Origin of the sequence: Halostella limicola (assembly GCF_003675875.1) — an archaeon.
GTDB lineage: Archaea > Halobacteriota > Halobacteria > Halobacteriales > Natronoarchaeaceae > Halostella > Halostella limicola.
Map to the genome: position 1 here is coordinate 115,150 of NZ_RCDI01000007.1, position 25,705 is coordinate 140,854.

The 25,705-nt window shown below is 67.0% G+C and carries 28 protein-coding genes and 1 pseudogene; 14 read left to right on the top strand and 15 right to left on the bottom strand.

The window, feature by feature from the left end:
* Positions 1-277 precede the first annotated feature (277 nt).
* Entirely contained in the window at positions 278-847 is a 570-nt protein-coding gene (locus tag D8670_RS19640) for a HalX domain-containing protein (protein WP_121819817.1), read from the top strand.
* Between the two features lie 42 nt (positions 848-889).
* Positions 890-1,513 carry an RAD55 family ATPase gene (locus D8670_RS19645; RefSeq protein WP_121819818.1) on the top strand — a complete coding sequence of 208 codons (624 nt, stop codon included), beginning with the start codon at positions 890-892 and terminating at the stop codon, positions 1,511-1,513.
* Positions 1,514-1,537: 24 nt separating this feature from the next.
* Here the strand turns inward: D8670_RS19645 and D8670_RS19650 are convergent, their stop codons facing one another.
* On the bottom strand, positions 1,538-3,424 hold the full coding sequence (locus D8670_RS19650) for a glycoside hydrolase family 15 protein (RefSeq protein WP_121819819.1): 1,887 nt from the start codon (positions 3,422-3,424) through the stop codon (positions 1,538-1,540).
* A gap of 176 nt (positions 3,425-3,600) precedes the next feature.
* On the opposite strand from D8670_RS19650, the gene gfo6 reads away from it, so the two are divergent.
* Both gfo6 and D8670_RS19660 read left to right on the top strand, forming a co-directional pair.
* On the top strand, positions 3,601-4,677 hold the full coding sequence (gene gfo6, locus D8670_RS19655; protein ID WP_121819820.1) for a D-xylose 1-dehydrogenase Gfo6: 1,077 nt from the start codon (positions 3,601-3,603) through the stop codon (positions 4,675-4,677).
* 60 nt (positions 4,678-4,737) lie between these two features.
* A complete protein-coding gene (locus D8670_RS19660; RefSeq protein ID WP_121819821.1) occupies positions 4,738-5,493 on the top strand; it encodes an SDR family oxidoreductase in 756 nt (251 codons plus the stop codon).
* Between the two features lie 72 nt (positions 5,494-5,565).
* Here D8670_RS19660 and D8670_RS19665 read toward each other — a convergent pair whose 3' ends face one another.
* The 5 genes from D8670_RS19665 to D8670_RS19685 form a co-directional block, all read right to left on the bottom strand.
* Positions 5,566-6,249, bottom strand: coding sequence for a TOBE domain-containing protein (locus D8670_RS19665; protein ID WP_121819822.1), 684 nt, complete (start codon positions 6,247-6,249; stop codon positions 5,566-5,568).
* A gap of 1 nt (position 6,250) precedes the next feature.
* Complete coding sequence (locus tag D8670_RS19670; RefSeq protein WP_121819823.1) at positions 6,251-7,111, bottom strand: amino acid ABC transporter ATP-binding protein; 861 nt, start codon at positions 7,109-7,111, stop codon at positions 6,251-6,253.
* A complete protein-coding gene (locus D8670_RS19675; RefSeq protein ID WP_121819824.1) occupies positions 7,108-7,821 on the bottom strand; it encodes an ABC transporter permease in 714 nt (237 codons plus the stop codon). The genes D8670_RS19670 and D8670_RS19675 overlap by 4 nt, the downstream gene beginning before the upstream one ends.
* 2 nt (positions 7,822-7,823) lie before the next feature.
* Entirely contained in the window at positions 7,824-8,753 is a 930-nt protein-coding gene (locus tag D8670_RS19680) for an ABC transporter substrate-binding protein (protein ID WP_121819825.1), read from the bottom strand.
* A 520-nt stretch (positions 8,754-9,273) separates the two neighbouring features.
* Positions 9,274-10,278 (bottom strand): helix-turn-helix domain-containing protein, encoded by a 1,005-nt coding sequence (locus D8670_RS19685; RefSeq protein WP_193569479.1) that lies wholly within the window; start codon positions 10,276-10,278, stop codon positions 9,274-9,276.
* A gap of 516 nt (positions 10,279-10,794) precedes the next feature.
* On the opposite strand from D8670_RS19685, the gene D8670_RS19690 reads away from it, so the two are divergent.
* Entirely contained in the window at positions 10,795-13,212 is a 2,418-nt protein-coding gene (locus D8670_RS19690; RefSeq protein WP_121819826.1) for a bacterio-opsin activator domain-containing protein, read from the top strand.
* An 18-nt stretch (positions 13,213-13,230) separates the two neighbouring features.
* Here D8670_RS19690 and D8670_RS19695 read toward each other — a convergent pair whose 3' ends face one another.
* The 3 genes and pseudogenes from D8670_RS19695 to D8670_RS19700 form a co-directional block, all read right to left on the bottom strand.
* The gene (locus tag D8670_RS19695) at positions 13,231-14,250 is read right to left on the bottom strand and encodes an aldo/keto reductase (RefSeq protein WP_121819827.1); all 1,020 of its coding nucleotides are present in this window, start codon (positions 14,248-14,250) and stop codon (positions 13,231-13,233) included.
* A 101-nt stretch (positions 14,251-14,351) separates the two neighbouring features.
* Positions 14,352-14,510 carry a hypothetical protein gene (locus tag D8670_RS21215; RefSeq protein WP_162994385.1) on the bottom strand — a complete coding sequence of 53 codons (159 nt, stop codon included), beginning with the start codon at positions 14,508-14,510 and terminating at the stop codon, positions 14,352-14,354.
* Between the two features lie 62 nt (positions 14,511-14,572).
* Positions 14,573-15,577 (bottom strand): annotated as a pseudogene (locus D8670_RS19700) (CapA family protein).
* Between the two features lie 334 nt (positions 15,578-15,911).
* Between D8670_RS19700 and D8670_RS19705 the strand changes: the two are divergent.
* Positions 15,912-16,181 (top strand): DUF8028 family protein, encoded by a 270-nt coding sequence (locus D8670_RS19705; protein ID WP_121819828.1) that lies wholly within the window; start codon positions 15,912-15,914, stop codon positions 16,179-16,181.
* A gap of 73 nt (positions 16,182-16,254) precedes the next feature.
* On the opposite strand, the gene D8670_RS19710 is transcribed toward D8670_RS19705, so the two are convergent.
* On the bottom strand, positions 16,255-16,506 hold the full coding sequence (locus tag D8670_RS19710; RefSeq protein ID WP_121819854.1) for a glutaredoxin family protein: 252 nt from the start codon (positions 16,504-16,506) through the stop codon (positions 16,255-16,257).
* Between the two features lie 172 nt (positions 16,507-16,678).
* Here D8670_RS19710 and D8670_RS19715 point away from each other — a divergent pair, with 172 nt between their 5' ends.
* From D8670_RS19715 to D8670_RS19730, 4 genes are all read left to right on the top strand, one after another.
* Positions 16,679-16,939, top strand: a complete 261-nt coding sequence (locus D8670_RS19715; protein WP_121819829.1) for a hypothetical protein — start codon at positions 16,679-16,681, stop codon at positions 16,937-16,939.
* A gap of 59 nt (positions 16,940-16,998) precedes the next feature.
* Positions 16,999-17,550, top strand: coding sequence for a hypothetical protein (locus D8670_RS19720; protein WP_121819830.1), 552 nt, complete (start codon positions 16,999-17,001; stop codon positions 17,548-17,550).
* Positions 17,550-17,921, top strand: a complete 372-nt coding sequence (locus tag D8670_RS19725; protein ID WP_121819831.1) for a hypothetical protein — start codon at positions 17,550-17,552, stop codon at positions 17,919-17,921. Before D8670_RS19720 ends, D8670_RS19725 begins: the two co-directional genes overlap by 1 nt.
* Positions 17,922-17,993: 72 nt before the next feature.
* Positions 17,994-18,509, top strand: a complete 516-nt coding sequence (locus tag D8670_RS19730) for a gamma carbonic anhydrase family protein (protein WP_121819832.1) — start codon at positions 17,994-17,996, stop codon at positions 18,507-18,509.
* A gap of 43 nt (positions 18,510-18,552) precedes the next feature.
* Here D8670_RS19730 and D8670_RS19735 read toward each other — a convergent pair whose 3' ends face one another.
* Both D8670_RS19735 and D8670_RS19740 read right to left on the bottom strand, forming a co-directional pair.
* Positions 18,553-18,957: an acyl-CoA thioesterase gene (locus D8670_RS19735; protein ID WP_121819833.1), complete on the bottom strand. Its 405-nt coding sequence runs from the start codon at positions 18,955-18,957 to the stop codon at positions 18,553-18,555.
* 90 nt (positions 18,958-19,047) lie between these two features.
* Entirely contained in the window at positions 19,048-19,242 is a 195-nt protein-coding gene (locus tag D8670_RS19740) for a DUF7501 family protein (RefSeq protein ID WP_121819834.1), read from the bottom strand.
* Positions 19,243-19,505: 263 nt separating this feature from the next.
* On the opposite strand from D8670_RS19740, the gene D8670_RS19745 reads away from it, so the two are divergent.
* Positions 19,506-20,090 (top strand): DUF420 domain-containing protein, encoded by a 585-nt coding sequence (locus D8670_RS19745; RefSeq protein WP_121819855.1) that lies wholly within the window; start codon positions 19,506-19,508, stop codon positions 20,088-20,090.
* Between the two features lie 65 nt (positions 20,091-20,155).
* On the top strand, positions 20,156-20,380 hold the full coding sequence (locus D8670_RS19750) for a winged helix-turn-helix transcriptional regulator (protein WP_121819835.1): 225 nt from the start codon (positions 20,156-20,158) through the stop codon (positions 20,378-20,380).
* Between the two features lie 13 nt (positions 20,381-20,393).
* On the opposite strand, the gene D8670_RS19755 is transcribed toward D8670_RS19750, so the two are convergent.
* Positions 20,394-20,819 (bottom strand): DUF8009 family protein, encoded by a 426-nt coding sequence (locus D8670_RS19755; protein ID WP_121819836.1) that lies wholly within the window; start codon positions 20,817-20,819, stop codon positions 20,394-20,396.
* 826 nt (positions 20,820-21,645) lie between these two features.
* Here D8670_RS19755 and D8670_RS19760 point away from each other — a divergent pair.
* Both D8670_RS19760 and D8670_RS19765 read left to right on the top strand, forming a co-directional pair.
* Positions 21,646-22,470 (top strand): ParA family protein, encoded by an 825-nt coding sequence (locus tag D8670_RS19760; RefSeq protein ID WP_121819837.1) that lies wholly within the window; start codon positions 21,646-21,648, stop codon positions 22,468-22,470.
* Positions 22,463-22,855, top strand: a complete 393-nt coding sequence (locus D8670_RS19765; RefSeq protein ID WP_121819838.1) for a DUF7970 domain-containing protein — start codon at positions 22,463-22,465, stop codon at positions 22,853-22,855. The genes D8670_RS19760 and D8670_RS19765 overlap by 8 nt, the downstream gene beginning before the upstream one ends.
* 23 nt (positions 22,856-22,878) lie before the next feature.
* On the opposite strand, the gene D8670_RS19770 is transcribed toward D8670_RS19765, so the two are convergent.
* Positions 22,879-23,718 (bottom strand): aldo/keto reductase, encoded by an 840-nt coding sequence (locus D8670_RS19770; protein WP_121819839.1) that lies wholly within the window; start codon positions 23,716-23,718, stop codon positions 22,879-22,881.
* A 266-nt stretch (positions 23,719-23,984) separates the two neighbouring features.
* Positions 23,985-25,187 (bottom strand): tyrosine-type recombinase/integrase, encoded by a 1,203-nt coding sequence (locus D8670_RS19775; protein ID WP_121819840.1) that lies wholly within the window; start codon positions 25,185-25,187, stop codon positions 23,985-23,987.
* Positions 25,188-25,705 lie beyond the last annotated feature (518 nt).

The following is a 25,705-nucleotide window of genomic DNA, read 5'->3' on the forward strand; positions in this document are numbered from 1 at the left end:
TTACTCGCTTAGGTGGTATAAGGGTGGTTTGCAGAGTATTTACGGCGATATTAGACCAGTTCCTGTCAGTTGGTTTACTCGCTAGACTCCAGAGTCGAATAGACAGATAGATAACAAGACCACCGACGAGGACGCACGAACGACCGTTCACCGCGAGAACCGGGCCGCGAGAGGTCCTCGAACGCCGGATAGAGGGAACGGCGACGCACAGCCGGAATAATTAGATAAAATACCACTTACGAAAACGATATCAGTCCATGTCGTCATCGTTGTCGCAATGGACGAGGGTTCCGGGGCGCCTGTCGTTTTCGTCGTCGACGACGACGATCAGGTGCGCGACCTGTACGAGACGTGGTTGCAGGGGGAGTACGACGTCCGGACGTCCGACCGCGGTGCCGAAGCCCTGGAGATGATCGATCACACCGCCGACGTCGTGTTGCTCGACCGCCGGATGCCCGACATGCCGGGCGACGTCGTCCTCGACGAGATCCGGGAGCGGGGTCTCGACTGCCGAGTGGTCATGCTGACCGCCGTCGATCCCGACGTGGAGATCATCGAGATGGCCTTCGACGACTACGTGACGAAACCCGTTTCGGAGGACGAGATCCGGCGGACGGTGGAGACGATGATCGCCAGAAGCAACTACGGCGACCTGCTTCAGGAGTACTTCGCGGTCGCGTCGAAGCGGGCGACGCTGGAGACGGAACTCACCGCCGAGGAACTGTCCGAGAGCGACGAGTACGACCAACTGGTCGACCGCGCCGAGGCGCTCCGGACCGAGCTCGACGACCTGCTCTCGGACCTGACTCGGTACGACGACTTCGATCTGGCGTTTACCGACATCTGAACCGTCGACACGGTTATAGTTCGCCGGGGGCCTCTTCTTACCATGTCGAAGCGGCTCACGACGGGCGTCACCGCGATCGACCGCAATCACGGCGGCGGCGTCCCCGCGGGCAGCATCGTCGTCCTGCTCGCCGCGCCAGATAGCCAGAGCGAGCCGCTGCTCCACGAGTTCATGGAGGAGCGCCCGACGGCCTACATCACGACGCTTCGCACGGAGGCCGCCGTCCGGGACGACCTCGACCGGAGCCTCCGAACGCACGACTACACCGTCCAGTACGCGGGGATCGACACGCCCATCGACAACGCCGCGCGGGTCGTCCAGCAGGTCGACGGCCGGGCGAACGTCGCGGTCGACACGCTGAACCCGCTTGAGGAGACGGGCGAGCGGAACCGCTACGTCAACTTCCTCAACCAGTTCAAGACCCACCTCGTCAACACCGGGAGCGTCGGGCTCCTGCACTGCACCGACCTCGACCGCCCGCCGCTCCGGGAGATGACGCTCACCATCGCCGACGTCGTCTGGAAGCTGGACGTCTCGGTGAAGGGCAACTCGGTCGAGAGCTTCCTGCAGGTGACGAAGTTCCGCGGCGGCGACCCCGCCGACGAGCGGATCAAGCTGGACCTCGGCGAGGAGGTCGCCGTGGACACGAGCCGCGACATCGCGTGAGACGGGCGGTCGCGAACGGTCGCTTCACCGGTCCGGTACGGCGGTTCCCTCTCCGAGAGCCGTGCCGACCGGTTCCACGCCGGGGCTCTCCTCGCCGTCGACCAGGCCCAGGTACAGCGCCGAGTTGATCAGACCGATGTGGCTGAATCCCTGCGGGAAGTTCCCCCGCTGGTCGCCCGACTCCGGGTGAATCTCCTCCGCGAGCAGACCGAGCGAGTTCGCGTGGTCGAGCAGCTGCTCGAACCGTTCCTCGGCCGCTTCGACGTCCCCGGAGAGCGCGAGGGCGTCCACCAGCCAGAACGAGCAGAGGAGGAACGCGCCTTCCTCGCCCGGGAGGCCGTCCGCGCCCTCGTACCGCTCGACCAGTCCCGACCCCCGACCGAGGCGGTCCTCGACGACGTCGATCGTGGCCCGCACGCGATCGTCGTCGAACGGGAGGAAGCCGACGAAGGGGATCAGAAGCGTCGACGCGTCGACCGCGTCCGGTTCGTCGAACGCCCTGACGAAGTGGCCGTCCTCGTGGACTCCCCGGTCCAGAACGGCCTCGCGGATCGACCCGCGGGCGGACTCCCAGCGATCGGTCGGCGCGTCGAAGCCCGCCCGGTCGGCGATGGCCAGACCGCGGTCGATCGCGGCCCAGCACATCACCTTCGAGAAGACGAAATGCTGCGGGTCGCAGCGCACCTCCCAGATGCTCGCGTCGGGTTCGTCCCACGAGTCGGCAACGAACTCGACGATCTCGCTGATCGCCGCCCAGTCGTCCGAGTCGATCTCCATCCCGCCCCGGGCCATCTCGTCGATGCCGAGTAGCAGTTCCCCGTAGATGTCGAGCTGCTGTTGCTCGGCCGCCTCGTTGCCGATTCGGACCGGCTGCGAGTCGCGGTAACCGGAGAGGTGGGGGAGCTCTCTCTCCTCGAGGTCCGTGTCGCCGTGGAGGCCGTACAGCGGCTGGATCACGTCCGGATCGTCGACGTGGCAGATGTCGAGGAACCACTCGAAGTACTCGCGGGCCTCGTCTTCGTGGCCGAGGTTCGTGAGCGCCTGAACGGTGAACGCCGCGTCGCGGATCCAGTTGTACCGGTAGTCCCAGTTGCGGACGCCCCCGATGTCTTCGGGGAGCGAAGTCGTCGGCGCCGCGGCGATCGCGCCGGACTCGTGGTGGGTGAGGAGCTTGAGCGCGAGCCCCGATCGGACGACGGTGTCGTGCCACGGGCCGCCGAAGACGCACCCGGACTCGGGGCAGTCGTGCGCCCAGTCGCGCCAGTACCCGACGGTCTCGTCGAGCGCTCGCTCGCAGGTCTCCCTGGTCCCGACCGGGCAGTCGTCGAACCCGAGCACGAACCACCGGTCGTCGCCGTCGTCGAGCCCGACCGTCGCGGTCGCACGCCGCCCCTCCGGATCCACGGTGAACGCGTCTGCTCCGTTCTCGACCCAGAGGACGAGAGACCCGCCGTCGCCGTCCGCTCCGTCGGTGATCGCCCGCAGTCGGTCGCCGTCCCGCTCGACGGCCGTGTCCGCGCGCGCGTAGTCGAGCCGCGGTTCGAACGTCACGTCGAGTTCGACGCTCCCGCCCTCGCACTCGATCCGCCGGTAGATCGCCTTCCGAGGGCCGTGTCCGTCCTCGACCTCGTAGGTCGGCATGAAGTCGGTGACCGTTGCGGACCCCTCGTCCGTCCGGAACTCGGTTTCGAGGACGTTCGTCTGGTCGCGGTAGCGCTGTTCGGACTCGTACTCGTCGGGCAGTTCGACGGCGAACCGACCGCCGTCCCCGTCGAGTATCCTGGCGAACGCGCTCGGGGATTCGACGTGCGGCGTCGGCAGCCAGTCTATCGACCCCCTGCGACTGACGAGGGCACAGGTGTCCAGGTTGCCGACGACACCGTAGCTCTCGATCGACTCGAACTCGGTCATCGATGGCTCCCGGTCTGTCGTCGCTGGCCGGTTGACGGTGTCACGCGGTACGTCTCAACGCGGAGCGCCTTCGGTCTAGGGCGGTCGTCCGGGACCGGCGGACGCCCGGCTGCTCGCGCGATGTCGTCGCGCGGCGGTTCGGTATCACTATGACCGCCGAGTCCCGCCTTTCTCTCATGGATATGGAGCGCTACTTCGACGAGTTCGACCGCCGCGACTGGGAGGAGGAGGTCGACGACGGGCCGATCCGCCTCGCGGTGATCGGCGTCGGCTGGTGGACGAGAGACGAGGCGATCCCCGCGGTGAAGGAGTCGAAGTACTGCGAGACGACGACGCTCGTCAGCAGTTCGACCGAGAAGGCGGAAGAGGCCGCCGAACTGGCCGACACCATCGACCACGCCATCACGTACGACGAGTTTCACGAGGGCGTCGCCGCCGACGCCTACGACGCCGTCTACGTCGTCACGCCCAACGCGCTCCACTTGGAGTACGTCGAGACGGCCGCGGAGCTAGGGAAGGCGGTGCTCTGCGAGAAGCCGATGGAGAAGGACGCCGAACGGGCAGAGCGGATGGTCGAAGTCTGTGACGAGCACGACGTCCCGCTGATGATCGGCTACCGGATGCACACCGAACCGGCCATCCGCCGGATGCGGGACCTGATCGACGCGGGCTTTATCGGCGACCCGGTACAGGTCCACGGCCACATGTCCCAGCAGCTCATGGACATGATCCCGGACCCCGACCAGTGGCGGCTGAACGAGGAGCTCTCCGGCGGCGCGACGGTGATGGACATCGGCCTCTACCCGCTGAACACGACCCGGTTCGTCCTCGGCGAGGACCCCGAGCGCGTGCTGGCGTCGACCGCCTCCGGGGACGAGGCGTTCTCGGACGTGCCGGACCAGTACGCCGCGTTCCAGCTCGAGTTCCCGGGCGACGTGTTCGCGGCCTGTACGGCCACCCAGAGCGCCTACCAGACCGGACACCTCCGGATCGTCGGCGAACGGGGGGAGATCCTGCTCGAACCGTCCTTCTTCAACCGCGACACCGCGACGCTCACGGTCAAGCGCGGCGACACGGAGGCCGAGTTCGAGTTCGAGGACGCGAACCAGATGGTCGAGGAGTTCGACTACTTCGCCAACCGGCTGCTCACCGACCGCGAGATCGAACCCGACGGCGAGCACGGCCTCGCGGACATGCGGATCATGGAGGCGATCTACGAGGCTGGCGAGTCGGCCGCGGCGGTGGACCTGTAGCCGGCGCGCGGAATCGCCGCGACCACCAGACTCATTGCTCGCTCGCGGCGTCGTTAGCGTATGGACTCCGACAGCGACGCGCTCGACGGACGGACGGCGCTCATCACCGGGGCGAGTTCGGGCATCGGGGCGGCGACGGCCAGGACGCTCGCGGCCGACGGCGCGAACGTCGTGCTCGCGGCCCGGCGCGAGGACCGGCTCGCGGAGATCGCGGACGAAGTCGAAAACGAGTACGGCGTCCGGGCAGAGACGGTGCCGACGGACGTCACCGACGAGGACCAGGTCGCGGCGCTCGTCGAGACGACCGTCGAGGAGTTCGGCAGCCTCGACGCCGTCGTCGCCAACGCGGGTCTGGGCATCAACGAGTCGGTCGAGGGGATGTCGACCGAGACGTACCGGACGATGATGGGCGTCAACGTCGACGGGGCGTTCTTCACCGCGCGCGAGACGGTCCCGCACCTCCGCGAGACGGCGGGGACGATCGTCTTCATCGGCAGCTTTGCCGGCCAGTATCCCCGCCCCGGGAACCCCGTGTACGCCGCCACGAAGTGGTGGGTGCGCGGCTTCGCGCTGAGCCTCGCGGCGAGCGTCGGCGGGGACGACATCGGCGTCACGGTCGTCAACCCCACCGAGGTCCGCACGGAGTTCGGGTCCGAGGACGAGGAGATGGACGCCTTCGAGGACGCGTTCGAGCCCGGCGAGGTGACGGAGCCGTCGGAAGTCGCCGACGCCGTCGCCTTCGCCGTCCGACAGGAGCCGCCGACGGCGACGACCGAGATCGACGTCTACCGCCGGGACAAGTTCAGCCACTTCTGAGGGGGCGCGGCCTCCCGGTCGCGACCGTTCGCGTCGGCCCCTCGTCCCCGGGCACGTCTCGCGTCAGCCGTCTCACTCCTTGGGCACGCCCCGCGTCGCGGTCGCCTTGAACGTCGCGACCACCGCGCGCCCGGGTTCGAGGGATAGCTTCTCCACGCTGTTCCGGGTGACGAGCGCCCGGAGCGGCGTCCCGCCGCCCACGTTCACTGCGACGCTCGCCACCGCTTCGCCCTCTTCGACCGCACTGACGGTTCCCTCGAAGCGGTTCCGGGCGCTGGTCTCGCCCGGGTCCGGGCTGTCCGCGGGGTCGGTGAGCGTGACCGCGTCCGACCGGACGCTCACCGACACCGCGTCGGCGTCCGGCGGCGCGATCGCCCGGATGCGGCCCGCCGCGGTGTCGACGGTGGCGAGCTCGCCGGTCCGCTCGACGACGGTCCCCGAGAACACCGACTCGTCGACGCTGGCGACGCCCTCGAACGCGGTCTCCAAGCGGTCGAACCGCCGGAGCAGCCCGCGGGCGGTGTCGGTGAGTTCGCTCCCGCCGCCGCCAGCGCCGCCGCGCCGGCGTTCGACGAGCGGGCCGACCGCGTCCTCTAGGTCGACGATCCGCTGTTGCATCCGCGCGTACGACCGCTCCAGCGCCCCGGCGGCGGCGTGGATCGACCCGTGTTCGTCCACGCCGCGCAGCAGTTCGACGTCGCGCTCGTCGACCGTCGCACCGTCGACCGACAGCCGCGTCTCGAACTCGCCGTCCACGCTACTGCCCTCCTCCGACGCCGCCGTCGCTCATGGCCGTGGCGTCGGCCGCGGCGCGGTCCCGTCGATCGCGACCGCCGTCCGCCTCGTCCGCGTCGTAGAGCAACTCGCCGTCGACGAACCGGCGGGTCCGCGGGTCCGACGGCGACTCGAAGACGCGCTCGGCCGGCCCGATCTCGATGACGCTCCCGTCCAGCAGGACGGCGACGCGGTCGGCGATCCGCTCGGCCTGATGCATGTCGTGGGTCGCTGCGACGACGCCGATGCCGTCGTCGCGGGCCGCCCCGACGGCGTTCTCGATCACCGCGGTGTTGCGCGGGTCGAGGTCCGACGTGGGCTCGTCCAGTAAGAGGACGTCCGGGTCGTACGCGAGCGCCCGTGCGAAGGCGACGCGCTGGGCCTCCCCGCCGGACAGCGAGTCCGCCCGCTGTGCCGCTCTGTCCGCGAGCCCGACCGCGTCGAGCGCCGCCAGCACCGCTTCGTCGGGCTCGTCCCGCCCGATCGCTGACCGGACGCTCGCGCGCAGTCGTTCGGGCCACGAGCGCCGGACGCGGAGCCCGTACTCGACGTTCCGCGCGACGCTCGCGTCGAAGAGGCTGGCGCTCTGAAACACCATCCCGATCCGGCGCCGGAGCGCGATCCGTTCCCCCTCCGACACCGCCCACGAGTCGGTCCCGTCGAACCGCACTCGCCCCCCGTCCGGCCGCTCGAACAGGGCGAGGCACCGCAGCAGCGTCGTCTTCCCGACCCCCGAGGGGCCGATGACCGCGAGTACCTCGCCGGGCTCGACCGCGAGCGACACGTCCGACAGAACGGGCGTCCCGCCGTAGGCGTGGCCCAGACCCTCGGCGCGGAGCGTCATCGCAGCGTCCCCCCGTCGCCGAGGCGCACGACCGCCGCGTTCACCGCCAGCACGAGCAGCAACAGCAGTGCGCCGAGCACCATCGCCGTGTCGTACCGTCCCTGTCGCGCCTCCAGCTGGATGGCCGTCGTAAGCGTCCGCGTCTTCGAGACGCCGTCCGCGCCGGCGATGTTGCCGCCGACGATCAGCACCGAACCGACCTCGCTGATCGCCCGACCGAAGCCGGCGAGCACCGCGGTCGCGATGCCGTAGCGGGCCTCCTTGACGACCACGAGGGCGACGTCGAGCCGCGTCCCGCCCAGCGCGCGGGCGGCGTCGCGGACGGCGTCGTCGACGCTCGTGACCGCGGCGAGGCTGATCCCGGTGATCGGCGGCGTCGCGAGCACGAACTGCGAGATGATCATCGCTTCCTTGGTGAACACGAGGTTCAGCCCGCCCAGCGGTCCCTGGTTGGACACCGCGAACAGGACGAGCAGCCCGACGACGACGCTCGGGAAGCCCATCCCCGCGTTGATCGTCGCGGTCACCAGTCGCTTGCCGGGAAACTCGGCGAACCCCACGACCATCGCGATCGGCAGGCTCGCAAGCGTGCTGAGCGCCACCGCGACGAGGCTGACGTGTAGCGAGACGCGAACGATGCTCCTGACGTACTGGGACTCGAACGGGAACTCGGCGAGCAGGGGAAGCGCGTCGGCGGTCCCGGCGATCATGGTCACTCCTCCGTATCGTCCGAACGCCACCCTTCGGGGACGTACTGCTGGAAGTCCGGGTCCTCCGAGAGGGCTTCGGGGTAGAACAGCTGCTCCCCGTTCGCGGTGTACTCCTCGATGCGTCGCTGCCCCTCGGGGCTCGTGACGTACCCGATGTACGCCATCGCGAGGTCGTAGTTCACGTCGTCGTGGACCGCGGGATTGACCGCGATGATGCCGTAGGGGTTCGCCAGCAGTTCGGGCCCGCCCTCGATCGGACCCTGCACGTGGATGACGAGGTCGCTCTCAGACCGCTGGGAGAGGTAGGTGCCCCGGTCCGAGAGCGTGTAGCCGTCCTGCTGGTTCGCGACGTTCAGCACCTGCCCCATCCCCTGTCCGGTCTCCTGGTACCAGTCGCCGCCGGACTCGACGCCCGCTTCCTCCCAGATGAGGAGTTCCTTCGTGTGGGTGCCGGAGTTGTCGCCCCGCGAGACGAACAGCGCCTCCGAGTCGGCGATCGCCGCGAACGCTTCCGTCGCCGACTCTGACCCGTCGATCCCGGCGGGGTCGTCCTCGGGGCCGACGACGACGAAGTCGTTGAACATGAGGTCGCGGCGGTTGACGCCGTATCCCTCCCGGATGAACTCGTCCTCCAGCGAGCGCGCGTGGACCATCACCACGTCGGCGTCGCCGGCTCGGGCCGTCTCCAGCGCCGCGCCGGTCCCCTGCGCTACCGCGTCGACGGCCACGCCGTACCGGTCCTGAAACGGCGCGTTCAGTTCGTCGAGCAGCCCCGTGTCGTACGTGCTCGTCGTGGTCGTCAGGGTGAGCGTCTCGCCGGCAACGCCGGCTCCGCTGTCGTCGCCTCCTTTCCCGAACGCGGTACAGCCCGCGAGCGCGGCCACGGTCCCCCCGCCCAGCGCCGTGAGGAACTCGCGCCGTTGTATCGACATGGAAACAACGACTTCCGGGGCCCACAAATAGATTTGGGCGAGATCGAAGTCGACCGGCGCAGCCGCTCGTCGCGGACGGTAGCACAGTGTGAGGGACAACAGACCCGAAAGCGAGAGTAGTGATTACACGATTTATCGTGGTAGGACCGCCGTCCGTCGGCGACCGCGCCGCCGAGGGGAACGGCGGAGCGGGCGCTCAGAAGACAAGCGGCCGCGGAGAATCCTTCACTACGAACCCTTGTCGCGAGAAGCACTTAAAGAACGCCGACGGGATCGGTGGATGGATCTCCCGGCCCGAACGGCCGAGAAACCGGTGCTGTGAGAAGCGGAGCACCGTAGAATCCTTCACTACAAACCCTTGTCGCGAGAGACACTTAAAGAGAGGATCGAGCGTACACTCTGAACTGGACCCCGAAACGACTCCGACGAGTCGTGTAGTGGCCGAGAGAACCGAGAAACCGAAAGAGAGGGAAGGCGTCAGCGGGATGGAGGGCGTCAGCGGGGGCGCGGCGGCGGGTCGTTACTTGAAACCGTCGCTGGCGAGGTGGTGCTGCATGACCGTCTCCAGGCCGTCGACGATGGCATTCCCGTCGACGGTGTCGAGTTCGCTCGTCCGCTTGCGGACCGAGCGGTTGCGGATCTCCCACTCCCGGATGAACTCGGACTCGATCCCGTACGACCGGACGCGGTCGACGATCCGCTCTGCAGTCTCCTCGTCGGCGTCGTTCAGTTCGCCGGGCTCGATAACGCCGCGCTGGAGGGCGCGAACGAGGATGCCGGAGCTGCAGTCGGCCTCGCGGACCTCGCGGTTCCACGTGGTCACCCAGTTCCCGATCCGGGCCATCTGCTGGAGGTCGGAGAGGATGCTCCGCAGGGTGCCGAGCTCCGAGCGGTCGAACGTCTCGGAGTGCATGAGGTCGATGCACGCGTACGGGAACATCGTCATGTTGTGCGCGTCGTAGCGCTCGGCCTCGGTGAGGTTGGCCATCGCCTGGTTGTCGTTGAGCACCTGCGAGTAGTCCATCGCGTTGATCGACTGCCGGAGGTCGTAGTCGAAGAGGTCCGCGAACTCCTCGTACCGGGGCGCGGTCTCGTACTCGGCCTCGATCGCCTCCCACACGTCGGCGAGGAAGGAGAGCGTCTTCTCGTCTCCCTCGTCGTCGCCGGCGGGCGCGCCGTGGAACGGGATGTACCGGGCGCGTGCGAACGTCGCCTCGTTGCCCTGCCCCTCGGCGAGGTCGTCGAGGGTGGTGATGAACATCGTCAGCAGCGTCTTCTGACGCTTGACGGCCTCGACTCGCTCCGCGTCGACGCAGGAGAGCGTGAACTCGTCGAAGAGGTTGTGGATCCACTTCCAGAGGAAGCGGTCGCGCTCGCCGACCTGTCGGTCGTACGCGTCCGCGTGTTCCGTCACCTTCGGCGGGAGTTCGACCGCTTTGATCGTCTGTACGTAGCTTTTCGCGGAATCGGGCGAGACCCATTGCCCGGTTTCGACGCCCTTACTTCTGAGGCCTTCCATCGACATACTCGGTAATTCTCGATTATGCCGTAATAAACGGATTTACCAGTTCCATTGCTGTTGATAGAGTTTTGTTACCAGTTGCAGCCCCCGGAGAGACGCGCTTGACACGTAATTTGGATATCAGGTAATGGGCTGATAACTGGATACCCCGTGAGGTAACGGGGAATTACACAACTGTTCACAGGTCCTTAATAGGCGATTACCGCGGTAGAGACGCCTAATACCGGAGTCGTTTCCCGAACTGCCGATCGCGCTTCGAGCGGTTCCGGGGCGGGATCCGTCTGGCTTATGAGGACCTTACCGCCAGTTCGTAGCGCGCCGGCCGAGACGGACCTCTCGTAGTGAGCGTGCGCGACGCCGCGGGAGTCCTGCGCGCGAACCGATCCCGGTGTTCGAGCTCCCGCTTGTTTGGGTTTTCCTAACTACTCGTTCGCCGACATCGAGCGTTAGGGCCGAATTACAGGATAAAATTAGCTAAACGGTAGATACTGCTTTAATGCGTCTAGCGTAATCGAAGCCGTGTCCAGAAACTACGACGAGGGGTCGGCGTCGGACGACGAGCCGGATTCGTCGTCGGATCCGACCGAGTCGGGGGGCGCTGTCCTGGAAGAACTGGACTCCTCCGACCCGACCCCGCCGGAATCGGAGGAACCGGATTTCTCCGCGCTGGCGAGGGCCCGGATGGAACGCGGCTCTGACTTCGACGACCCCGCGTACGTCCTCGAAACGATCGACGACGGCGTGTACGTTCTCGACGAGAGCTTCACCATCACCGCCGTCAACGAAGCGGTGATGACGATGACGGGGTACGACCGCGACGACCTCGTCGGCTCGCACGTCTCGCTTCTGGCCGGCGACGACACCATCTCGATGGCCGACGAGATGGTTCGGCACCTCCGGAGCGAGGGGGACGAAGTCGGCTGGATCGACACGTCGATCCGGTCGTCAGAGGGGGAGTCCATCCCGATCGAGACGCGGTTCTCGTCGATCGAACTGGACGACGGTTCGACCCGACAGGTCGGTGTCGTGCGCGACGTGGCCGACCGCCGGCGCTACGAGGAGATGCTCGCGGCGCTCAACCGCTCGGCCAGGCAGATGCTCCGCGCCGAGGACGCGACCGCGGTGTACGAATGCCTGGTGTACGTGGTCGCGTCCGTCATCTCGGACGCGTCGGTCGTCGCATACCGGTACGAGAACGCCGACACGGTCCTCCAGCCGGTCGCGAGTCACGGGACCGAGGCGACCGCGCGCCAGCCGGGCACGGACGAGTGGGAGGCGTTCGCCGTCGCCGGCGACTCCGAGACGGAGAACGAGTCGGGAACGACTAGCGGCCCGGACGCGACGTTCCGCGCGTCGCAGACCGGTAACGGCGACCTGTTCGCTTCCTTCGACCCCGCCGACGACGTCGTCTCCGACGAGCCGAGCGGGCGGGTGCTCGAACGCCACCGCGACGCTGACGGTTCCGGCGACGGCGCGTCGGACTCGGACAGGGACGACCGGCAGGTCATCTACGCCGCGCTCGACGAGTTCGGGCTGCTCGCCATCGAACTGCCGGCCGCGGAGTGGTACGAGAACGCGTCGGAGTTCGTGGAGCTGCTGGCGGCGAACGCCGTGGCGGCGCTCGGGCGCGTCGAGCGCGAGTCGGAACTCGCGCTCCAGCGCGAGGCGCTCATGGAGCGGGAGGAGCGACTCACCCGCCTTCACGAGTTCAACGACCTGCTCCGCCGCATCAACGACGCGCTCGTCGACGCGGAGACGGTCGAGGAGGTCGCGACCGACGTCTGCGACCTCCTCACCACCGCGAGCTCGGTCAACTTCGCCTGGATCGCCGAACCCGGTCGCGACGGTGTGCTTCGACCGCTCGCACGTGCAGGACAGGCGGACGGCTACCTCGCGGACCTCCCGAACGTCGATGGCGAGGGGGACGGGGAGGGATCCGACGGGATCGACTCCGCGGACCGCGACGACGAGCCGACCGAGCCGACCGCGCTGGCGGCGATGGACGACGAGCCGGTCGTCGTCTCGACCGTTTCCGACGGGCTGCGGTCGGAGGCGTGGCGCGGCCGCGCGCTCTCCCGGGGGTTCCAGTCGGTCGTCAGCGTACCGATCGCGTACAACGACGTGCAGTACGGCGTGCTGTCGGTGTACGCCGACAGCGCCGGCGAGTTCGACGGCGCGTTCGGCGAGATGCTCGCCGAACTCGGCACGACCGCCGCCAACGCCATCAACGGGATCGAGACGCGGCGCTCGCTCCGCTGCGAGTCGACGACCGAGCTCGATCTCCGGATCACGGACCCAGACGCGCCGCTGCCGCGGATCGCGGACGCGCTGGGGACGTCCGTCCGCTTCGACGGCGTGGTCCCCGACCTCGAAGGCGGGTCGCTCCTCTACGTCACCGCGGGCGACGAACTGACCCCGCTGGAGGACGCCCTCCCGGACGTCGAGGGAGTCCGGTCGCTCGGGGGAACGGTCAACGAGTACTCCGCCGAGGTGCGCACCTACGGGGACGCGACGACCGTTGCGGAGCGGCTCACCGACCTCGGCGCCGCGGTGGAGGTGGCGACGGCCGACGCCGACGGCGTCGACGTCACCGTCAGCCTGCCGCGGGACAAGGACGTCCGGTCGGTCGTGGAGACGCTCTCCGGGAGCTTCGAGTCGGTCGACCTCCGCGCGCGGTGCGACCAGGACGCCGCGCTGCGGACGGCCGGGGAGTTCCTCGGCGCGCTGGAGGACCAGTTGACCGACCGCCAGTACGAGACCGCCCGCACCGCCTACCTCAGCGGTTACTTCGACTGGCCGCGGGCGAGCAGCGGCGAGGACGTGGCGGCGGCGCTCGACATCGCCCAGCCGACGTTCAGCCGGCACCTCCGCACGGCCGAACGCAAGGTGTTCGACCTCCTGTTCGGGGCCGACGGCGACGCCGACCCGGAGAACTGAGGACTCGCCCTGCGGCGCTCAGTCCCGGTGGCCCCACCGCCGGCCTTCCTCGTCGTAGCGCGCCTCCGAGATGCGGTCGTACTGTTCCTGACTCAGCGAGACGTCCGTCGCGCCGGCGTTTTCTTCGAGTTGGTCGGTCGTGCGCGCGCCGACGATGGGGACGCAGGTGAACTTCTCCTGGTCCATCAGCCAGCGCAGCGAGACCTGCGCGGGCGTGGCGTCGACCTCTTCCGCGACCGTTCGGATCTCGTCTAACACCTCCCAGCCGCGGTCGGAGACGTAGTACTCGTCGAACCGGGGGTCGATGTCGCCGCGGGACCCCTCGGGTGCGACGACGTCGTCCCCCTCGCGCTCGTACTTGCCCGTGAGGAACCCGCCGGCGAGCGGCGAGTACGGACAGACGGCCAGGTCCTGGTCGGCGCAGACGTCGAGGTAGTCGACCACGTCGTCGCGGTAAGCGGCGTGGAACAGCGGCTGGGTCACCTCGAACCGCTCCAGACCTTCGACGTCGCTCTTCCAGAGCGCCTTCGTCAGCTTCCAGGCAGCCATCGTGCTCGCGCCGAGGTGGTGGACCTTTCCCTCGCGAACGAGGTCGTTCAGGGTTCGCAGCGTCTCCTCGACCGGCGCGTCGTCGTCCCAGCGGTGGACGTAGTAGACGTCGAGGTAGTCGGTGCCGAGGCGGTCGAGAGTGCCCTCGATCTGACGGCGGATGTGCTTGCGTCCGAGGCCCGAGTCGTTCGGGCCGGGCTCGCCCCACCCGTCGAAGGGGAAGTACACCTTCGACGCGAGGACGAAGTCGTCGCGCTCGTGGTCCTCCAACCACTCGCCGATGAACTCCTCGCTCTTCCCGTTCGGCGTGCCGTACACGTTGGCGGTGTCGATGAAGTTGATGCCGCTGTCCCAGGCGGCGTCGAGCAGTTCGTGGGCCTCCTCGCGGTCCGTCTCGACGACGCCGTCGGTCTCGCGGCCGAAGCGCCACGTGCCGAAGCAGAGTTCCGATACCGCGGTTCCCGTCGATCCGAGCGTGGTGTACTCCATGCTCGTGATACCTTCGGGCACCAGAATAAGGGTTGAGGCACCGGAAAGCGCCGGGGGCCGCGCGGGCGACCCGGCCGCCTCGCCGGTCCCCGCCACCTGCGTCACTCGTCCTCGGACTCCGCGGCGCCTTCCTCGCTTTCCTCCTCGTCCTCGGGCTTCTCTTCGTCCGCCCGTTCGCGTTGCTCCCGCATGTCGCGTTCGCGCTGTCGCTGTTCCTCGTCGCGGCCTTGCTTGTCTCGTCCCTCTTTCGTGTCTCCCATAGGGACCGATCCGCGCCGAGCGGCTTAACCGTCGGGTGCGGCCCCGCTGCGTCGGTCAGCCCTCACCCGCTGAGGTCGGTCACTAGCGCGTCGTCGGACCGGTCGAACGTGGTCCTGAACGGTTCCGAGAGGGCGCGCATCCGGTTGCGGCTCCACTCGGCGGCCTCGTCACCGGCCCAGTTCACCTCGCAGTCGTCGATCTCCGTCGGGTGGAGGCGGAGTTCGACGGTCTCGCCGCTCTCCGGGTCGATCCGCACCTCGAACGCGAAGCTCCGGTCGTTCCGCAGGTCGTCGTCGACCGCGTAATCGTCGACGAAGTCGCCCGCGTCGTAGATGATCGGCGCGCCGTCGTACACCTCGACCCCCTGGAAGACGTGCGCGCTGTGGCCGTGGACGACGTCGACGCCGCGGTCGACCAGCCAGCGACCGAACTCACGGAACGGCTCGGGCGGCTCTTCGACCATGTTCGGACCCCAGTGCAGCGACGCGACGGTCAGGTCCGGTTCCGCGCCCGCCGCCCGCGAGAGCGCTTCGTCGACGAGGTCTCGGGTCCGGTCGTCGTCGATGTCGGTCTCGATCCGCGCGGTTCCCGGACTCTCCTCGCCGGCCGCGTACTCCGGCGTGTTGTCGGTGAACGCCACGACGGCGACGGTCAGGTCGCCGATCGAGACGACGGCCGGGTCGAGTGCCTCGTCGAGCGTCTCTCCCGCACCCGAGCGAGCGATCCCCCCATCGTCCAGCGCGTCTAGCGTGTCGCGCAGCGCCACCTCCTCGAAGTCGAGGACGTGGTTGTTGGCCAGGCAGGCGTAGTCGACGCCCGCGGCGTCGAGCGCGGGGACGGCCCACTCGGGACTCGCCCGGAAGTGGAAGGGTCGCCGCGTTCGCGTCCACTGCTCGCCGCGGTCGGACAGGCAACACTCCAGGTTGACGAACAGCCCGTCGACCGACTGGAGGTAGTAGAGCGTGTCGCCTCACACCGACGCGGCGTCGCGCCGCCGCTGTCGCGCGTCGACGTTCCGCCCGAGCATCACGTCGCCGGTCAGACCGAGTCGGAGCGGGTACGTCATGTGGTAGCGTACGTCTCCCCGAGATAAAACGGATCGCCCGCCCGACGCCGCCGCGGCGCGCGCTGGGACAACCACGTGCGACGTCGGATCCATCATCTGACCGTTCCGGAGTGGGCTCTCGAGGGTCGAACGTGTCGCGATCGGATACTGTATCGGCGAATCGAAATAAAGGACTCAGAATCGGTTCTGAAGTTTTAAAACAGATCTGAAGCGGTTGTGAAACGTCATCCTATCCGCGTCATACAGTGAAATCGATCGAAATTGAGCCAACGCTCAGCCCCTTATATGATGGTGTAGTGTCTATGGTGGAGTACACTCACCGAGGTGTCATACAATGTCCGCCCCCTCCGCTCACAACGACAACATCTCCCCCGACAGCGACGCCGGGTCCACCCTCCTGTCGGCGATCGAACGGCTCGACGAACACACCCTCACGACGCCGCTGCAGATGGCGGCGTTCTGGACGGCGATCGCGCTGCCGTTTTTCCACCTGCGCCTGCTGCTCGGCGGTCTCTCGAGCTCCGCCGAGACGACCACGTTCCTCTGGCTGCTCGCGCTGAACCTGGTCGCGCTCGTCATCGGCCACTCCTACAACGCGGAGTAACCCGTAGTCTCTCCACGCGGCGCGTACCGTTCCCTCCACTCGGTCGCGACGCGTCCTTCGCTCCGCGGCGCGGTCAGGCCGACCGTATCGCTTCTCGGAGTTCGTCCCGGTCGACCCGGTACTTGAACTTCGGTGTGCCCTCCACCAGCACGTACGGCACGCGCTCGCCGTAGGAGTCGCGGAGTTCCGGATCCTCGTCCACGTCGACCAGTTCGATGTCGACCGTCCGGTCGACCGCGTCGCTCACAGTCCGGATCGTCGACAGCGCCTCCTCGCAGAGGTGGCAGTTCTCGCGCGTGTACACCGTTACCGTCGTCGACTCCATGCGACGGCCGTAGGGACGCTTCGGCCTTACCGTCGTCGCCGAACGAGCGCCGTGGCCGGTGAGCGCCTCGCCGAGGGAGATGACGATATCCATCCTGTTGGGCGCCCTCCGTGATTCATTCAGCATTTATTAGAAACAATTAAGTATAATTTTGTAGAACAGTGTGGGTGGGATGATAACCGAAGTGGGGGCGATCGGCCACGCGCTGCTGTTCGGTGTCGCCGGGGGGATCCTTCGGATCAACTACGGCATGCCGACCGCGTTTTGCATCGGCTTCGCGACCGTCTGCGTCCTGTTCGGACTGCTCCTTGCGATCACTGGGTACGCGGTCGGGATCGGGACGTTATCGGAAGCGCTCGCGTACTCGGCGATGGTGTTTCTCACGCTCGTCGCCGGTATCGGGTTCCTACAGGATCGGTCGATGCCGGCCTGAGGGATCAGGCGGCCCGCGGCTCGCTAGATTGATAGGTACCGAGCGTAACCACAGTGAGCATGAAGACTCTCGAAGTGACCGACGAGCAGTACGAGCGGATCGATGCGCTCCGCGAAGCGCTGGCCGAGGACGTGACGTACGGCCACGTCCGCCCGCGGGACGCGGTGCAGTACCTCCTCGACACGCACGACGGCGAGGGCTCGGATGTCGAGGTCGACGCGTCGACCGCGGCCGACAAGACCGCGTCGGGACCGGATGACGGAGAGACCGAAGTCGGGGACGCACACGAGCCTGACGAGCCGGCGGACGGGGCAGACGAGGACGATACGGACGAGGACGCTCTGACAGCAGACGATGCGGAGCCCGCCGATGCGAACGACGCCGACGACCGTGACGAAGCGAGCGGAACCCCGACGCCGACGCCCACGCCCGGGGGCGGGAGCGGCGACGACAAGATGTCGGCGATGATGAACCTGCTCGACACGCACGACGACAAGTGGGAGCGCGCCGACTCCCAAGAGACGCGCTACGTCGTCGACCTGCCGGACGGCGGCACCGAGGAGGTCCAGACGAAAGACGACGTGAAGGCGATCCTGTTCAAGAACTACTGATGGGGCTGCTCGCGCGAATCGTCGGTGCCGTTCGGTCGCTGTTCGGCGGATCCGGAACCACCGACCCGGAGGCTGCGGCGTCCGAGTCTGCGGACCCGGCGGAGCAGGCGTCCGATCCGGAATCGTCGTCTGCGGTCGAGACGCCTGAGGGCGACGCGGAATCCCCCGTTCGTCGGTGTCCCGTCTGCGGGACAGACGTCGAACCGGACGGCGAGGCGTGTCCACTCTGCGGGTCCACTGACCTCACACCAGCCGACGGCGAGACCGACGACGGCGATCCGGCGGCGTCGTCCGGCCCGGAGGCGGTCGCGACGGACGGCGAGGAGACCGACGCCGCAGCCGACCGACTTCGGGAGCTCCGAGACGAGTAGCTCGACGCACATACCGTCGGCACGACTTTGCCACTAGTTACCATTTTTGCAGTGGGGACCGCAGTACGATCTATGGACCCCAGATCCTACGAGTTCGAGGGGACGGAACCGGAGATTCACGAGGACGCGCAGGTCAGTCGCGAGGCGACGCTCGTCGGGGACGTGCAGGTCGGTGCGGACGCGAGCGTCTGGCCGGGAGTCGTCCTGCGCGGGGACGTCGCCCCCGTCCGCATCGGACGGGAGTCCCACATCGGGGACACCGCCGTGCTCCACGCGTCGACCGTAGGTGAGCGCGTCATGGTCGGGCACGGCGCGGTGCTGAACGACGCTGTGGTCGACGATGGCGGGTTGATCGGGTTCAACGCGACCGTCAACTCCGACGTCTCGGTCGGCAAGCGCTGCATCGTGGCCTCCGGGACGACCGTCCCGGAGGGGTACGACATCCCGGCCGAGTCGTTCGTCCGCGGCGTCCCGGCGACGGTGACGCCGCTGTCCGAGACGACGATCGACCCCGCAGAGATATTCGAGGCGCACTCCTCGGGGGCTTACACGGACCTCGCGACGCGTCACTCGGACCTGTTCGAGTGATCGAGTCGGCGGCCGGGAGACCGGGGTCTGACGGGCCGACCCCTCAGTCGAGGCCTTCGAACTCGGCGATGGAGGCCCGGACGCGGTCCGAGATGGGGCGGGTCTCGCCAGTCCCCCGGTCGACCGTCACCTGAACGGTCTGCGCCGTTGCGGCGACTTCCTCGCCCGCGCGGATCTCGTACTCCATCGGCAGACTCGACTCCCCGATCCGCGGCACCCGCAGCGCGACGGTCACGTCGTCCTTCGCCGTGATCGGCCGTCGATAGTCGATCTCCAGATGGGCCAGCACCGAGTCGATGTCCGTGAGCGGAACGTCGAGCACGTCCTCGAAGTAACTCGTCCGCGCCACTTCCAGGTACGTGGCGTAGACGGCATTGTTCACGTGACCCATGAAGTCGATGTCGCGAACGCGGACGTTCACGTCCGTCGCGTAGGAGAACTCGTCCATCGCTCCGGGGTTGCTCCCCGGCGTAGTTCCGTCTGTCGAAACTCCCGACGCCCCAAACGGGATGGGGGTTCCTCGCCGTTTACCGCGCGGTCACCCGCTCCACTCGCCGCCGATGTCGCTGGTGACGCGGTCCCGCCACAGGTCGAAACTCGTCTCGCACGCGTCGCTCGTCTCCAGATGGTCGATAAAGCCCGCGCCGGGGTCGGACAGTTCCCCGTCGCAGAACGGACAGGTGTTCGGGTCGCTCCAGGTGGGGTCGGTCGGGACGTGCTGGCTCCGGGACATGGCGTGTTTTAGATCGCGGCAAAATCGGACATAAAGGTTGGTCTAATACGTATCATTCGAATCAAGTGGGATAATATGGCATACCGATATCTGCATCTCACACACGATCAGGTATTGTGTGAAAAGGAGACATCCGTGGAGTGCTGTCGGCCAACCGTTTCGAAGTGAAAATACCGGTGTCGGTCACCGTCGGTTTCGACGCCGCGTGGCGGCGTCGCGCGCGGACCGAAAACACCTACTCGGGGGCGTCCCAAGCCGGCGATATGTCCACCGCCAGTGCCAGACAGCGAGCGAAGGAGCGGCCGCTCGCCGCGACGGCGCTTCTCTCCGCAGTCGGCTACGTCTTCGTCATCGGCTCGTTCGCCGGCGTCGTTCCCTACCCCGACATCGGTCGGGAAACGGTCGACCTTCTCTCGCACGCCATCGCCGTCGTCAACACGTTCGCGACGCTCTCGCTCGCCGCGGGGTGGTACTGGATCCGGCAGGGCGAGGTACGCAAGCACCGCGCGGCGATGATCACCGCGTTCGTCCTCATTCTGCTGTTTCTGGCGCTATACCTCCCGAAGGTCGGCGGGGGCGGCGAGAAGCACTTCGTCGGCCCGGAGATGGTGCGGTACGCGTACCTGATCATGTTGGCGATCCATATCGTCCTCTCGGTCGTCGCCGTGCCGGTCGTCCTGTACGCCGTCGTGCTCGGCCTCACCCACACCGTGGCCGAACTCCGGAACACCGCCCACGCCCGAGTCGGCCAGATCGCGGCGGCGACGTGGATCCTCAGCCTCACGCTCGGGGTCGTCACGTACGTGATGCTCAACCACCTCTATGCTGCCGAGTTCGTCCCGTCGTAACGGGTGTGTGCGACTGCGGCACGTCCGCGGTAGCGGTTTAGTGACGCCGAACCAGTGAGCACACGATGAACCAGTCCACCGACGCCGTCGCTGACCTCGCACCGAGCGCCAAACTGGTCTACAAGGTCCTCGAACACCACGGGCAGCTGACCCAGAAGCAGATCGCGGAGGAGTCGCTCCTACCCGCGCGGACGGTCCGACACGCGCTCTCCGAACTGGAAGACGTCGATGCCGTCGACGAGCGGATCCACTTCGCCGACGCCCGGCAGCGTCTGTACGAACTGAACTGACCGTCCCGCTTTTCTACCCAAGCGCCTTCACGTCGACTTCGTGCGTCCCTGACGGCGTTTCGAGTTCGACGCCGTCGGCGATCGACGACCGCACCGCCGCACGCCACTCCTCGACGGCCTCGACGTGACGCTCGCGGTGTCGTTCGGCCGTGTACTCGACGTCCTCGGCCGATCGGAGTTCGTCCTCCGTCTCACCCGGTTCGGGGTACGGCGGCGCGTCCTCGACGAGCGATTCCGGGTCGACGTGGACCGGCTCTCCCTCTCCCATGAACTCTCCCGTGTCGACTTCGTGGAGTCGCGCCCGCATGCGCCCACTGAACGGCGGAGTCACGCGCAGCACCGTCTCCTGCGGACTCCGCAGCGACGCCTCCAGCGCGGTCACCACGTCGTCGCGAGTGACGGCGATGGAGCGTATCGTCGTCGGGTCGTCCGCCGTCATGCCTCCTCGTGCGCACGCGACGACAATGATACTCACGGTGGACCTCTTCCGGACGGTCGGGACCGGGCGGACGGTCAAGGCGGTCTGCACTACTCAGAGAGCCCACCCACTCCGGATATTCTACAATGTTCACACATTGTACAGAGCTTTGAACGCCCAGCGTTCTTTGCCGTCTACGACCCGGATAGCGAAATCGATGATTCTGGCGCTGGACTGCCGTTTACGCGCTCGAACTTTCGGACCGGGTGGCCCAGTCGTTGCCAGCGGTCCGGCTGGGCTCGTAGCGTTCGTCGGCGCACCGATCAGGAGTTCGTCCCCGACGACGGTCGATCTTTCCGCCTCGGTGTTCGCGGCGTGTAGAATGTTCAGGGGGCGAAGAAGTCACACACTCTTCGGGAACTGTAACCAGTTTACACCGTTCACACACTGAAGCGGTTCTGGAACCTCTGAACATTCTACAAATTTTATTATGTTTAGATATTCTGGAGATTCCAGAATCCTCAGACAGCTAGGAGAGTACACGATCTCTGCGAATTGCGATCTACTGAGCGTGTTTGCCAGTCGGTAGAAATTTCACAATGTGTACAATGTCTTCCCTACACCGAAGAGGGCGATATGCGTCCAAGCCAAGCGGCTGTGCGCGATCGAGCGAGATAGCTATCTCTGCACATTTCACAATGTGTGGAAACTCCATAACTCTTCAACATTCTCGATACTTTGAAATGCCTTCACGGAGAGAGTAGGCAGTAGACGGACGAAGTGTCTGCACATTCTGGACATTCCGCAATGCCCGGAATGTGTGGACGCTCTCCGGGGAAGGGACACCATGGTAGACACGAACGCCGTAAGCGTCGCCCTGCAGAAAGGCGGCGTGGGCAAGACGACGATAGCGATCAACCTGGCGGAACGGCTCGCGAACCGCGGTCACGAGGTGCTGCTGGTCGACCTCGACCAGCAGGGCAACGCCACGGAGGGCGTGGGACTGGCCGACGCCTACGAGGCGGACACGCATCTCGGCCACGTGTTCGACGACGACGACCCGACGACGCTGGGCGACATCGTGCTAGCGGCCGAGGAGTTCGACGTGGTACCGGCGAACGCGGACCTTGACGAGGTCGAGAACACGATACGGAGCAACACCTTCGGCGCGCTGTGGGTACGCAACGAAGTCGTCGAACCCGCCGTCGAGGGCGGCTACGACTTCGTCGTGGTCGACTCGCCGCCGGACATGGGGCCACTCTCGGACGCGTCGCTGATCGCCACGCAGAACGTCATCGTACCGATGCGGATGAGCGAGCAGAGCGCGAGCGGGTTCGAGCGGATGTACACCCAGCAGATCGGCCCGATCCGCAAGGAGATGGACCTGGACGTGCTGGCGGTCGTGCCGAACGTCCTCGAGGGCGACAACGAGGAGAAACGCATCATCGCCGACCTGGAGGAGTCCCAGTTCGGCGACCTCCTCCCCGAGTTCGCGCGCTCGGACCACTTCGAGGACCCGTCGTCGCCGGGGCCGGGGATCCGCAAGCGGGTGGCGCTAAAACGGGCCTGGCGCGACGGCCAGACGCTGGCGTCGTACGACCCCGAAAGCGACATGCTGGACCGCCTCGACGAACTCGCCGCGATGGTCGAGGAGGGGGCGACCGATGCCTGACGAGAACCGCTTCGCCGGCATCGGCGACGCCGTCGAAGAGGAACCGGAGAACGACGACGCGGCGATCGCCGAGGAACCATCGGCCGAGACGGGTGAGGAGACGGTCGCTGACGCCGGAGCGAACGACGGAGAAGACGATACCGGCGGCAACGCGGCTGGTCCCGCGGCGTTCGCCTTCGACGACACGGTCCAGAAATCGGTGTACGTCCGGCCGGAGACGTTCGAGGAACTGGAGGACGCCGAAGCGCTCGTCAACGCGCAGTTGCGGACGGAACACGACCTCAAGGACCTGACCCGACGGGAGTTCTTCGACGCCGTGTTCCGGGAGGCCGCCGAGGACACCGACCGCCTCGTCGAGCGCATCCGGAAAATGCGCGAGAAGTAGGCGGATCGGCGGGCAGCGCCCCGCTATTCGGTCAACTGCTGATACTGCTCGTCGGTGAGGTCGATCCCCGTCGCGGCGACGTTCTGTTCGAGGTGCTCGACGCTCGACGTGCCGGGGATCGGCAGTGTCACGTCCGAGTGTTCGAGCAGCCACGCCAGCGCGATCTGCTGCGGGCTGGCGTCGTGCGCGTCGGCGACTTCCCGCACAGCCCCCTCCTTCTCACCGAGGTCGCCCGCGCCGAGCGGGAACCACGGGACGAAACCGATGCCGTATTCCTCGCACGCTTCCAGCACGTCCTCGTCGTCGCGGTTGGCCACGTTGTACTCGTTCTGGACTGTCGCGACGTCGACGATCTCCCGGGCCTCGTCGAGCTGTTCGACGGTCACGTTGCTGACCCCGATCTCCGCGATCTGCCCCTCGTCTTTCAGTTCGGCCAGCGCCGTCACCGAGTCCTCGAACGGCGTGTCCGGGTCCGGGCGGTGGAACTGGTAGAGGTCGATAGTGTCGGTGCGGAGGCGGTCGAGGCTGGCGAGGACCGCGTTGCGGAGGTAGTCCGGATCGCCGTGAGGGATCCAGTCGCCGTCAGCGTTCCGGAGAAGACCGCCCTTCGTCGCGACGACCACGTCGTCCGGGTCGCCCAGCGTCTCGCCGATGAGGCGCTCGCTGACGCCCGGGCCGTAGGAGTCGGCCGTGTCGACGATATCCACGCCGAGATCGACCGCGCGTTCGAGCACGTCTCGGGCGCTCTCCTCGTCGTCCGGCGGGCCGATGATCTCCTCGCCGCAGAGGCGCATCGCGCCGTAGCCGAGTCGGTGGACGGTGAACTCGCCGACGTCGAAGGTGTCGCTCTGGTTCTCGACCATACCCGTTGGAGGGCGGCGAGACGGATAGGCCTAGGAGTCCCGGCACTCAGCCGAGGCCGAGGGTCGCACCCGCATCGTCCGGCGTCGCGACGGGTCGGCCGATGGTCTCGGCGAACGTGCGGTTCAGCGGCCGAATCAGGCGTTGCTCTCGCCGAGTTCGCTCTCCTGCAGGTCGTTGTCCGCCAGCCCGGCGCGAAGGTCGCCGCCCGAGAGAAAGACGATATATCGGTACGCGATTTATCGTACTGCGGACCGAATGCACCGCGTTACTCGCCGTCGAAGACCTCCGAACCGATATCGGACAGTTCGCTCGCCTCGATGTGGGAGTACATCTCCGAGGTCGTCGACGGGTCGGCGTGGCGAAGCGCCCGCTGGGCCGCCGAATGCCCGGCCTCGCGGTAGTACATCTCGCCGGCGCCACGACGGCCACCGTGTAGCGTCAGGTAGTCCTTGGGGTCGTCGCTGGTGTCCACGTCCGCGGCGACGCTCAGTCGCCTGAACAGCCGTCTACCGCCGGACGTGGTCAGCGCCGGGGGCGTACAGTCGTATTCCCGTATCGCGTCAAGCGGGTCATCGAACGGGGCCAGCATCTCGTCAACTTCGTCCTCCGCGCGTCCGCGCTCGCGGAGATCCTCGCGAACGGACCCCCAGAGGCTCGGCCGGTGAAACGTCGGGAACAGCGGCCAGTCGTCCGCCGGGTCGAGGGCGTCGTGCCAGTGCCGCAGCGCAGGCACCGGCTTGTCCGTGAGCGGCGCCTGCTCGTCGTGCTGGCTCTTCCCCAGTACGTCGATGGTGCCGGCGTCCAGGTCGAGGTCGTCCCACGTCGCGCCGTTGCGACCCTCGCGGTCGTCGTCGCTGCGGGACAGCACCTCGGCCCCGCGGACGCCGGAGTAGCCGATCAGGTACGCCAGCGCCCAGTCGCGGACGGGCGCGAGCGCGTCGGTCCCGTCCTCGTCGATCGCCTCGCGCGCGCGGTCGTCCACGTACCGGAGCAACGTCCGGCGCTGTTCCGGGCTCCAGAACTGCCGGTCGCCAGACGAGTTCGAAGGTCGGTCCGGCATCGCTTCGAGCGGCATCGGGTCCTCGGCGGGGTTCTGGTCGACGTATCCCCACGTCTCGCACCAGCCGAGGTACGCCCGGACGGCGTTGAAGTACGTCCACGCGGTCGCGCGGGTGATCCCATCGTCCCCGTCGGCCTCGTTCGCCTTGACGCGCTGGTCGAGGTAGCGCCGCACCCAGCGCGCGAGGGTCCGCTCGTCGAGCGCTGCCAGATGGTCGACCCCGCGCTCGTCCAGCCAGTCTATCCAGAGCGGGAGGACGCGCTCCAGCTGCGCGGCATAGGCGCCGGAGCGAGATCCGTCCTCGTGGAGCGCGGTCGCCTTGTCGTCGAGGAAGTCTTCGAGGGGCGCGTCGATCGGGATCTTCGCGCCGTCAGCCCCCGGGGTAGCGTCGTCCTGAGTCGGGTCCATCGTCTACGCCGACCCGACGACGTCGACCCACTAGAATGTACTGCTGTTTATTGCTCTAAACGTGAGTGGCCTCCGGACACCGGAGTTCCGGTGAAACCGTCGTACTGCGGCCGGTTGTACGGTAAGAAGCGTCCTGTATATCATTAATCGCTATATAAAACCCATGCCGACTGAAGTTGAGACTACACCAGAATTAGCAGATCTTAAAATGGGGAGGGTGACGACGAACCAGTGAAGTGCTGGGTGACGCTTGAGATACCCGATCAACGCTGTTTCATGCTCCCACCCGTGGCATGCTTTCAGGATGAAGACGCGAAAGAGCGTATCCATCTCGATCTGTGAGACTGTCCAGATATCCGATTCCAGACCGTCGAGTGAGCTTCACTTATACAGCGGCGTCGCATCGTACACGGGTCAATCGAGATACTGCGGTGGCGCAATTGACCGGAACACGTCGCGTCGAGACACGGTGGTCGGTGCCATGGAAGACACGTCAGCCGTCCTCAGGGAATGCGATA